This window comes from Actinocrinis sp., from assembly GCF_035946395.1.
Classification (GTDB): Bacteria; Actinomycetota; Actinomycetes; order Streptomycetales; family Catenulisporaceae; genus Actinocrinis.
Genome location: NZ_DASYZI010000273.1, coordinates 1 through 10,870, shown reverse-complemented (window position 1 = coordinate 10,870; position 10,870 = coordinate 1). Strand labels below are relative to the sequence as shown.

The 10,870-nt window shown below is 71.5% G+C and carries 9 protein-coding genes; 4 read left to right on the top strand and 5 right to left on the bottom strand.

The genetic code is table 11. The features are described 5' to 3' along the window. The coding region (locus VGS97_RS16800) for a DUF2264 domain-containing protein (RefSeq protein ID WP_326854493.1) at positions 1-1,898 on the bottom strand (1,898 nt) is incomplete at its 3' end. A gap of 135 nt (positions 1,899-2,033) precedes the next feature. Beyond that, complete coding sequence (locus tag VGS97_RS16795; protein ID WP_326854491.1) at positions 2,034-3,224, bottom strand: ROK family protein; 1,191 nt, start codon at positions 3,222-3,224, stop codon at positions 2,034-2,036. 256 nt (positions 3,225-3,480) lie between these two features. Here VGS97_RS16795 and VGS97_RS16790 point away from each other — a divergent pair, with 256 nt between their 5' ends. After that, positions 3,481-4,536: an NAD-dependent epimerase/dehydratase family protein gene (locus VGS97_RS16790; RefSeq protein ID WP_326854490.1), complete on the top strand. Its 1,056-nt coding sequence runs from the start codon at positions 3,481-3,483 to the stop codon at positions 4,534-4,536. 62 nt (positions 4,537-4,598) lie between these two features. Here the strand turns inward: VGS97_RS16790 and VGS97_RS16785 are convergent, their stop codons facing one another. From VGS97_RS16785 to VGS97_RS16775, 3 genes are all read right to left on the bottom strand, one after another. Further along, positions 4,599-5,360 carry a GOLPH3/VPS74 family protein gene (locus VGS97_RS16785; protein WP_326854488.1) on the bottom strand — a complete coding sequence of 254 codons (762 nt, stop codon included), beginning with the start codon at positions 5,358-5,360 and terminating at the stop codon, positions 4,599-4,601. A 124-nt stretch (positions 5,361-5,484) separates the two neighbouring features. After that, on the bottom strand, positions 5,485-6,627 hold the full coding sequence (locus VGS97_RS16780; protein ID WP_326854486.1) for a HAMP domain-containing sensor histidine kinase: 1,143 nt from the start codon (positions 6,625-6,627) through the stop codon (positions 5,485-5,487). Beyond that, positions 6,624-7,370 (bottom strand): response regulator transcription factor, encoded by a 747-nt coding sequence (locus VGS97_RS16775; protein ID WP_326854485.1) that lies wholly within the window; start codon positions 7,368-7,370, stop codon positions 6,624-6,626. Before VGS97_RS16775 ends, VGS97_RS16780 begins: the two co-directional genes overlap by 4 nt. A 357-nt stretch (positions 7,371-7,727) precedes the next feature. Between VGS97_RS16775 and VGS97_RS16770 the strand changes: the two genes are divergently transcribed. The 3 genes from VGS97_RS16770 to VGS97_RS16760 form a co-directional block, all read left to right on the top strand. Next, entirely contained in the window at positions 7,728-9,134 is a 1,407-nt protein-coding gene (locus tag VGS97_RS16770; protein WP_326854484.1) for a glycosyltransferase 87 family protein, read from the top strand. Beyond that, complete coding sequence (locus tag VGS97_RS16765) at positions 9,131-9,790, top strand: glycosyltransferase family 2 protein (protein ID WP_326854483.1); 660 nt, start codon at positions 9,131-9,133, stop codon at positions 9,788-9,790. The genes VGS97_RS16770 and VGS97_RS16765 overlap by 4 nt, the downstream gene beginning before the upstream one ends. Next, on the top strand, positions 9,787-10,870 hold a 1,084-nt coding region (locus VGS97_RS16760; protein ID WP_326854481.1), incomplete at its 3' end, for a DUF2064 domain-containing protein. The genes VGS97_RS16765 and VGS97_RS16760, both read left to right, overlap by 4 nt.

Here is a 10,870-nt window from a genome sequence, read left to right as displayed (position 1 = left end):
CCGTGCAGTGTGCCGGACAACACGACCAGCGCCGCGTACACCCTGCCCGGCTCCACCGGCTCCACCGTCTCCACCTGCGGGATCGCGCTGAAGGTGCCCAGTGGGTTCGTGCCCTGCGACACCGTGCAGCCCGCCCAGAACGTTCCGCGCAGCGCGACGACGGTCGTGCTCAGCCCATCGGCGCGCACTGCCCAGGCGGCGCCGCCGGCCACCTGCGGCCTGATCGACTCGTCGAGCGCCAGCGCCCAGCCGCCGAACCGCAGCTTCCACGGGCCGGGCTGTTCGGGCCACTGCCCTCCGAGGTCGTCCGCGCCGTCTGCCCCATGGGCGTCCGCCGCGCTGGGAACGCCCGCGCCGTCCGCGCCGACCGGATCGACCCGGGCGAGCCGCACCTCCCACGGGCCGTGCAGCAGTGACGCGGTGGTCAGCCACGGCCCGACTTCGAATCCGTCCTCGCCGCGCCACCGGTGCGGGTCGTTGCGGATCGGGCCGGTCCCCTGCCACCAGTGCGTGCGGTGGCGCGAGACCGCGCGGCCCGCCTCGATGCCGAGCGAGAGCGCCGGGGAACGGTGCGAGACCCTGCCGTCGGCGGTGATCAGCGCGACGTGCGAATCAAGCGGATATGAGTTCCCGTATTCGGGCGCCGCGTGGGTGGCGTACCCGTGCCGCGCGTATCCGGGCACGTCGATGACGAGGTGATCGGTCGCCGCGTGATCGCCGCCGTGCTGAGCCACCCGTACGATGCCGTCCTCTCTGGTGCCTGACACGATCCAGCCGAGCTTGGGCAGCGCGAACAAGACGTCGCCGGTCTCGATCGGCAGCGGTTCCGCCGCCGCCGTCCACACCGGATGGTCCGGTGGCAGTACGAGCCCTGCGAAACCCTTGCTGGCCCAGTAGGGCGAGGCGCCGCCGGAATAGGTCTCGCGCATCGTCTCGAACGGCCGGTGCCAGCCGATCGACAGCAGCCCGGCCTCGTCGAAGCAGCCCGCCTCGACGAAGTGGTTCGCCACGGCGCTGGTCAGCCGCCGGGTTCCGCCGGGCGTCAGCGGCGTGGCGTCGAACAGCTCCCCGGCCCAGAACGGCGCGAGCATCGCGAACCGGTACGTCAGGGACCTGCCGTGAATCAGCGGCCTGCCGCCGCCGCCGATCAGCCGCCGCGCGTTGTCCAGATAGCTGCGCAGCCGCTCGCGGTAGCGGTCCAGCAGCCCGGGCTCCGCCTGTTCGCCGGAGATCCGGCAGTACCAGAGCGGGTAGAACTGCATCGCCCAGCCGCTGTAGTAGTCGAAGTTGCGCAGCTGGCCGGGCCCCGGCTCGCCGTCCGAGTACCAGCCGTCGCCGGCGTACCACGCCTCGGTCCGCGTCAGGGTGTGGTCGATGTCCTCCTGCCGCCACGGGCCGCCGACCGAGCGCAGGAAGGCTTCGGTGACCGCGCGGAACCAGGTCCAGTTGTTGTCGGGCGTCTCGGTGCCGAGCATCGCGCCGAGCCAGTCGACCACGTTGCCGCGCACCCGGTCGTCCAGCCGGTCCCAGATCCACGGCCGCGACTCGTGCAGCGCGATCGCGATCGAGGCGCACTCGACCTTCGCCTGCCAGACGTCGTCCTGCGCCGGCCAGCGCTCCGGCGAATCAGGATCCGTACCCGCCGCGAGCCCGGCCGCGTACCACTGCGCCAGGCCCTGCGGGTCGCTGTCTCCCGAGCGGGCCAGCCGGAATCCCGCCAGCAGGAAGGTGCGCGCGTAGCCTTCGAGCCCGTCGCTCCACCGGCCGGAGCGGCTCTGCGGTCCCGGCAGGTGGATCAGCGCGTGGTTCGCCGTCGCGAACGGGCGCACGGCGGCGAGCGCGCGGTCGGCCAGGCGCTCCCAGTCTGCGCGGCTCCAGTTCACCGCCCCGGTCGGCATAGTCGTCTCATCTCCGCTTTGCACGGCTCAAGTCCATCAGCGACCTGAGTCTCTGGCTAGTGCCCAACCGGTGATTCGGCTGTTTCGGGTACGCGGGAACCCAGAGGGCGTTCGAAGTGCACTTCGAACGCCCTCTCAGGGCCGGACCCACGCCAACGCGCCTTCGAGGGCGAAGGTCGCGGCGCCGAGGCTCACCGGGTTGTTCGGGATGGGGCACAGCATGATCCGGGTGCTCTCCAGCGGGCGCGGCAGCGCATGCTCCGCGATCGCTTCGCGCATCCCGGACAGCAGCGCGTCGGCGAGCCGGGTGGCCACCCAGTTGCTCAGCACGATCACCTGCGGATTGAGCAGGTTGATCAGGCTGCCCACTGCGACGCCTAGATAGCGCGCGGTGCGCCGCACCGTCTCCACGGCGACCGGGTCGCCCTTTGACAGCGCCCTTGCCAGCGCGTCGATCGTGTCGAAGCAGTCTTCGAGCAGCATCGGAGAGTCCGGATCGATATCACGCAGGGTCTTGATGATCCCCGGCGCGCCGACGTACGTCTCGACACAGCCCATCGCCCCGCACTTGCAGGCCCGGCCGTCCAGCTCCAGCAGGGAGTGCCCCCACTCCCCCGCGGTGTTCGTCGCGCCCCGGTAGAGCGTGCCGCCGATCGCGATGCCCGCGCCGACGCCCTTGCCGAGGGTGACCACGACGACGTCCTGGCAGCCGCGCGCCGCGCCGAACCAGAGCTCGGCGACGGTGCTCGCCATCAGCTGGCTGTCCAGGTAGATCGGGAACTCCAGCCGCGCCGCCAGCAGTTCGCGCAGCCGCACGTCGTGCCAGTTCCAGTTCGGCGCGTACACCGAAAGGCTGCCCTCGCGCTCGACCAGGCCGAGCATGCTCACCCCGACGCCGAGCACCAGCGACGGCGCGATCCTGGCCCGCTCCAGCACGGTGCGCACCCCGGACACGATGCGCCGGACCACCTGCTCCGGTTGCAGGTCATCGGATGTAAGCGGTTCCACGGCGCGGTCCAGGGTCCGCAGTTCGAGGTCGAACAACTCGACGTCCACGCGCAGCTCGCCGACGTCCACGCCGATCAGTGCGCCGCCGCCGGCGCGCATCGCGATCAGCCCGCGCGGCCGGCCGCCCTCCGAGTCCTCGTATCCGACCTCGACCAGCACCCCCCGGTCGAGCAACTCGCCGACCAGATTCGCGACGGTGGCCAGGCTGAGGCCGGTCACCGCCGCCAGTTCCTGCCGGGAGACCGGCGACGAGGCGATCACGTGCCTGAGCACCTCGTTGCGGTTGCCCCGGCGGATATCGCGAGACGTGCGCTTCACCAATGCGTCGCCCCCTTTGACTGGCGTCCCGCGTCCTGACGGATGGTGAGATCTTAGCTCTCGCCGGGCCTGCATACTGCCACTACCAGCACATCAGCGACGATCGGCAGAAAATTAGTTTGTCTTTCGAATTGTGAGGTCATCCTCGCCATTACCTATGCTCAGGACGACACACGTGTCTCGGCAGACCTTACGAAGCCATGACGCCGGAACGCACGTCGCGCCACCGCTTCGCCTGCCCGCATAGCGTGAACCCATGAGGATTCTGGTCACCGGCGCGGCCGGATTCATCGGATCGCACGTCGTCGAGGCGCTGCTCGCCGCGGGACACGACGTGATCGCGTACGACGCGCTGCTCCCCGCCGTGCACCCGGATCCGCGACGGGCCCGCGCCCGGATTCCGTCCGGGGTCGAATTCGTGCACGCCGACGTCATCGACCCGGTCGCGGTCGCCACGGCGCTGCGCGGTGTCGACGTGGTCTGCCATCACGCCGCGATGGTCGGCCTCGGCGTCGATCTGGACGACGCGCCGCAATACGCGAGCCGCAACGATCTCGGCACCGCCGTGCTGCTCGCCGCGATGGCGCGCGCATCCGTCTCAAGACTCGTACTCGCCTCGTCCATGGTCGTGTACGGGGAGGGCCGCTACGACTGCGCGCGGCACGGCCGGGTCGCGCCGGGCCCGCGCGCCGCGGTGGACCTCGCCGCGGGCCGTTTCGAGCCGCCGTGCCCGCACTGCGGCGCGCCCCTCGGGCCCGGCCTGGTCGACGAGGACACCGCACTCGACCCGCGCAACGTCTACGCGGCGACGAAGGCGGCCCAGGAGTTCCTCGCCACCGCGTGGGCGCGCGCAGCAGCGGGAACCGTGGCGCTGCTGCGGTACCACAACGTCTACGGCCCGCGCATGCCGCGCGACACCCCCTACGCGGGCGTGGCGGCGATCTTCCGCTCCGCACTGCGCTCCGGCAGGCCGCCGCTCGTCTTCGAGGACGGAGGCCAGCGCCGCGACTTCGTACACGTACGCGACGTGGCGTCCGCGAACGTCGCAGCCATCGAATGGACGGGGAAGGCGGATCCCGGCGCGGGCCGCGCATTCAACGTCGGCAGCGGCACGCCGCGCACGGTCGGCGACCTGGCCGCCGGGCTGTCCGCGGCGACCGGCGGCCCGGCGCCCGTGGTGACCGGCGATTACCGGCTCGGCGATGTGCGTCATGTGACCGCGTCGAACCTGCGTCTGCGCACCGAGTTGGGTTGGCGGCCCGCCGTGACCTTCGCCGCAGGGCTCGCAGAATTCGTCGATCCTGCTCAGTGATGCCCGACTAGTGATGCCTACGCAGTGATATCTACTAAGTGATACCTACCCAGTGACACCTGTCAGTGATGCCCGCCGCCACCGTGACCGCCGCCGCTGTGACTTGAATGTCCCGCGCTGTGCGCGGCGTCCACGGCGGCGCTCATCGCGGCGTGTACGGCGGCGTCGGTCGCTGCCCTCATCGCGGAATCCGTCACCGCCCTGGTCGTCGCGTCGACGGCCAGGTCGCTGATGGCCGCGGTCGCACGCAGGACGTCGGCGCCGACCCGCTCACCGCGGGTGGCCTGCTGCAACCGCTTGCGCAGCGCGCGGTTGGCAGTACCTGGATACAGCACGGTGGAGAGCCCTGCGGCGTGCGCCAGTCCGGCCAGCGCACGCCCCCGTGGGTCGTCCATGGCGGCGCCGGAGGCCACGGCGTCGATTCGTGCCTTGATTCCGGCTTGGCGGCCGGGTTCCAGCACGACGAGGTCCGTGACGGTGAAGAAGCGCAGGAACGGCCGCGGGGTCCGGCGGATCGCCCGCTGCTCCGTCAGCACCCCGAGATAGTCCGATCGCAGGCCTTTGCGCACCGCCTGGACCCACGCCCTGGCGCGCGGCGGCCTGTCCTTGGCCGCGATCGAGGCGAGCGCCTCGTCGAGCAGCCGATCGCCGGTCGGCCGCGCGTCGAGGACCAGCACGCGGTCGCCCTCCATCACCACGCGCCGGGCGAGGGCCAGTTCGACCAGGTCCGCACCCATCAGCGCGTAGTCGAGCCGTTCGGAAACCCGCAGCTGCCGACGCTGGGGGTCGATGGCGAGCAACAGCAGATCCGCCGCGAGAGTCACGAGACGACGATAGGCCGCGCACCGCCGCAGAGGCGGTTTCGACAGGGATTTCGCATGAGGGTTTCCCCGCCCGCAGGCTGAGACTCCGCGGAGGCGTTCCGACACCGCCGGCCGTCGGCGGCTATCAGTGATCGAGTGCGGGCCGGCCGCCGACCGGCACCGGCAGGCGTACCTCGAAGCGGCAGCCGCCGACGACGTTGCGCACGTCCACCTCGCCGGAATGCGCCTCGACGATGCCGCGCACGATGGCCAGGCCGAGACCCGCCCCGGCCAGCGGCTCCGGCGTGCGCGCCGCGGTGCCGCGCCATGCGACCTCGAAGACGCGGTCGAGATCCTCCTCCGGGATGCCGCCGCAGGCATCGACGACCGCGAGCACAGCGCGCCCGTCGCGCTCGGTCGCCTCGACCCGCACCGCGCCGTCGCTCGGCGTATGCCGGATGGCGTTGGCGACCAGATTCGTCAGCACGCGTGAAAGTTCCCTGGGATCGACGCGCACGGCCAGCGGCGTGCGCACGTCGGCCTCAAGCAGGACGCCGCACGCGCGCGCGAGCGGGTCGGCGCCGATGACCGCCTCGTCGACCAGGTCGGTGAGCGCGACGCGTTCGAGGGTGAGCCGCAGCGCGCCGGCGTGGATCCGCGACATCTCGAACAGGTCGTCCACCATCGCGGCCAACCGGTCCACGGACATGCGGATCTGGGTGTGGTAACGCAGCGGGTCGGTGGCGACTCCGTCCTCAAGGGCCTCCGCCATGGCGCGCAGGCCCGCCAGAGGCGTGCGCAGATCGTGCGAGACCCAGGCGACCAGTTCCCGCCGCGAGCGTTCGAGCGCGCGCTCGCGCTCGCGGGACTCGGCAAGGCGTGCCGCGGTCGTGGCCAGCTCGCGCCGCAGGTCGTCGAGTTCCGCGGTGGCCAGCGTGGCCGTGCGGTCTTGTCCGGGTTCCGCGTCGCCGAGCGCCCGCAACGCTTCACGCAGTGCGCGGCTGTCCGCGGTGACGCCGCGGGCCAGCGGTATCGCCATGGCCATCGCGACGAGCCCGGCGGCGATGCAGACCACGAGCGTGACGCCGAAGTCGTGCTGGGAGAGGAACATCGCCTGGGCCGCGGCGAGCACTCCGGCCGCCATGGCGAGCACGGTGAACGTCGCGACCGCGAACAGCTTCAGGCGCAGCGAGCGACCGCGCAGGACGCGCAGCAGGGCCAGGCCGATCACGCCGACGCCGATGGCGCTGCCAGCGCCGGTCAGCACGATCAGGAACAGATCGCTCACCGGCCGGCTCCCCCGTCGGCGCTGGCCGCACCGGGCTCCTGCGGGTCCGGCGGATCGAGCCGGTAGCCGACGCCCCAGACCGTGACCAGCAGCCGCGGCTGCGCCGGGTCCTGCTCGATCTTCTCGCGCAGCCGGCGCACGTGGACGGTCACCGTGGACTGGTCGCCATAGTCCCAGCCCCAGACCAGCCGCATCAGCTCGGTGCGGGTGAAGGCCTGGCCGGGGTGCGCGAGCAGGAAGGCGAGCAGGTCGAACTCCCGGCCGGTCAGCGCGAGCGGGACGCCGCCGCGGGTGGCCTGGTGCCCGGTGACGTCGATCTCCAGGTCGGCGACCCGGCGCAACTCGGCGGCCTGTTCCGGAACCCCGGCGGCCTGCCGGGCGCGGCGCAGCACCGAGTTGGCACGCAGCGAGAGCTCGCGGGGGCTGAACGGCTTGGTCACGTAGTCGTCGGCGCCGAGTTCGAGGCCGAGGATCCGGTCGTGCTCCTCGCCGCGCGCGGTCAGCATGATGACCGGCACCGGGCCGAGGCGGCGGATGCGCCGGTAGACCTCGAAGCCGTCGAACCCGGGCAGCATGAGGTCCAGGACGACCAGGTCGGGCCGCTTGAGGTGGGCGGTGGCGACCGCGCTGGGCCCGTCGGCGGCCAGCCGCACCCGGTGGCCGCAGCGGCGCAGGTAGGCCGCGACCACTTCGGACACGGTGGGATCGTCGTCGACGACGAGCACGTCAGCGCTGGTTTCCATTGCCACCAACTCTAAGCCTCGGCGCCCTCGCGGTGTCCGGACGCGAGGCGGCTTCCTCGGTCCGTAAGGATTCGGGACGGCTCCAAGCGCAGCGGCGGCGAGTCCATCGCGGCTGATTACGGTGCTCTTACGGCCGGGCCCGCAAGCTGATCTCGGAGCGAGAGCGCTGCCACGGTATGCGCTATGAGATCCACAAGGCTCGCACCCACGGACACAGCCGTGGACTCACCTGCGCTCACACACTCGCCCAGCGCAGTTTCATCAAGCAACGCAAGCACGGCTCCTTCGTCAAGCACAGCCTCTTCGTCAAGCACAGCCCCGGCCGCGGCAGTCTCACCCGCGTCCGCAGCACCGAACGTGCTGCGGCTCATCCGGCTCATCGCACTCGTCCTCGCGCTAGCCGCGCTCACCGCCGTGCTCGCCGCGCGCGTTCACATCTCCGACCCTGCACAGAACGTGGGCTGGCCCGCGATCCGGCTGCTCGGCGCGGCCTGGCTAGCGTTCGCCGTCGCGGTGTGGCTGGTGCGCAAGGTGTCCGCACGTAGCGCCGTCGTACTCATCCTGCTCGGCTGCGCGGCCGCCGGGCTGGCGTCCGCGTCGTCCCATGAGCACACCAGCGACGACCTTTACCGCTACATCTGGGACGGCCGGGTCCAGGCGGCCGGCATCGATCCGTATGCTTATGTGCCCGCCGCGCCGCAACTGGCCACGCTGCGCGACCCGTTCCTCTGGCCCGATCACGTCAAGTGCATTCCGCCGGACACCGCGAACCCGGACGGCGGCCTCGTGCTCCCCGGCTGCACCTTGATCAACCGGCCTGCCGTGCACACGATCTACCCACCGGTCACCGAGGCGTATTTCCTGGCCGTGCACGAGTTGTCGCCGCCGGGCAGCCGGTACAAGCCGGTCCAGCTCGCCGCCGTCGCGCTCGCGCTGGCGACCACGATCGCGCTGCTGCTCGGGCTGCGCGCGCTCGGCCGGGACCTCAGACTCGCGGCGCTGTGGGCCTGGTGCCCGCTGGTCGCCTACGAGAGCGGCAACAGCGCGCACGTCGACGTGCTCGCCGCGCTGTTCACCGTCGGCGGGCTGGTGTTCCTCGCCAGAGCCCACCGAAGAGATCCCAGCGCGACGAAACGCACGTCGACAAGACAGTACGTGATCGGCGCGATGCTGCTCGGCCTCGGCGTCGGGGCGAAACTCACGCCCGCACTGGCCCTGCCGGCAGTGCTGCGCCGCCGACCCGTGCTCGTCGCGGCAACGGCGGCCGGCGCGTTCGTGGCCGTATACCTGCCGCACGTGATCGCGGTCGGGATGAAGGTAATCGGCTACATCCCCGGCTACATCCACGAGCAGGGTTATTCCAACGGCGGCGGATTCCTACTACTCAACCTGTTCCTGCCAGCCGCGTGGACCAGCGCGGCAGCCGTGCTCATCGTGGCCGCGGCAGGACTCATGGTGTTGCGTTACGCGGATCCGGCCCAACCGTGGCGCGGAACGCTCGTACTCACGGGTATCGCCCTGCTCGTTACGACGCCGCCGTTCCCCTGGTACGCGATCTTGCTTGTCGCACTGGTCGCGCTCGATGGCCGTATCGAATGGCTCGCGCTCGCCTTGGCCGTCTATCTCTCGACGATCGGCAACGCTTCGGGCATCGACGGGGTCACGTCGGCGCGGCTGAGTTATGGCCTGGCAATGCTCTGCATCCTCACCGTCAGCGGTCTGCGTGCCTTTCACAGAGGCCATCTTCACAGGAGGCTGTCATGAAGCTCGTCGATGTCGTCCTGCCCTGCCTCGACGAAGCCGAGGCGCTGCCTTACGTCCTCGGCCGGATGCCGGAGGGCTATCGGGCGATCGTCGTGGACAACGGCTCCACGGACGGCTCCGCGCGGATCGCCGCCGAACTCGGCGCCATGGTCGTGACCGAGCCGCGGCGCGGCTTCGGCGCCGCCTGCCACGCCGGACTGGACGCCGCGACCGCTCCCGTCGTGTGCTTCTGCGACTGCGACGCCTCGCTCGATCCGCGGCAGCTGCCACGCGTCGCCGAGCCGGTGCTGGCCGGCGAGTCGGACCTCGTCCTGGGGCGGCGGATGCCGGTCACCGCCGGGGCGTGGCCGCCGCACGCCCGCATCGCGAACCGGCTGCTGGCGTACCGGCTGCGCCGCGCGGGCGTCAACCTCAGAGATCTGGGTCCGATGCGCGCGGCACGGCGCACGGAGCTGCTCGGCCTCGGCGTCGCGGACCGCCGCTCGGGCTATCCGCTGGAAACCGTGCTCGCGGCGGCGCGCTCCGGTTGGCGCATCACCGAGACAGAGGTCGACTACGCACCGCGTACCGGCAGGTCGAAGGTGACCGGCACGCTCACCGGCACCGTGCAGGCCGTGCGCGACATGAACCGGGTGTGGAAGCAGGCGACCCGGTGAGCAGCCTGATAGTCATCGCGAAGGAGCCGGCGGCGGGCCGGGTGAAGACCAGGCTGTGCCCGCCGTTCACCGCGGCGCAGGCCGCCGCGCTCGCACGCGCCGCGCTGCTGGACACGCTGGAGGCGGTGCACCGCACGCCGGCCGACCATCGAGTGCTGGTTCTCGACGGCGAGGCCGGGGACTGGCTGCCGCAGGAGTCGCGGAACGGATTCGTGATCCTGCCACAGGTACCGGGGGCGCTGGACGTGCGGCTCGCGGCGGCGTTCGCGGCCGTGGCCCGGATCGATCAGGGTCCTGCGCTCCTGGTCGGCATGGACACTCCACAGGCGTGCGCCGAGTTGCTGAGCAGAGGCCTGACGTCGCTGGTGACGGGTGACGCCGACGCGGTGTTCGGACCGGCGGCAGACGGCGGATTCTGGACGCTCGGACTGCGCGAACCGGGACACCGGCGAGTACGTGGGCTGCTCGTCGGTGTACCGATGTCGCACGCTGACACCGGACGGATCCAGCACGAGCGTCTCGCCGGCGCTGGTCTGCGCATCAGCATCCTGCCGACACTTCGTGACGTGGACGAGGCGGCGGACGCGCGGGACGTGGCGGCGCTGATCCCACACAGCCGCTTCGCGAGCCTGGTGCGCCACACGGTCCCCGGCGACGGCGGAACACCGACCGAGCCGGCCGCGACGGCGACGTGGAGCGGGCCGGTATCGTCAGGGTACGAACGCGCACTGTGGCAGTCCCTTGCCGACGAACGTGACGACGACGCCCGCAGTCGTTCCGCCCGCACGACAACCGCGCCGATCACGCTGACGTCCGACGGCGGCGTGGTCTTCCACCTCGACGTGGCGAAGTACATCGCCGCGCCCGACGCGACCGACATCGCGCTGCTCGACCGGTGCACCGGCCCGACGCTCGACATCGGCTGCGGTCCCGGACGGCTGGCCGCCGAACTCGCCAGGCGCGGAGTCCCGTCGCTCGGCGTGGACGTCACGCCGGTCGCGCTGCTAATCGCGCGGGCCGCCGGAGCGATGGCGCTGCACCGCTCGGTGTTCGACCGGCTGCCCGGCGAGGGCCGCTGGC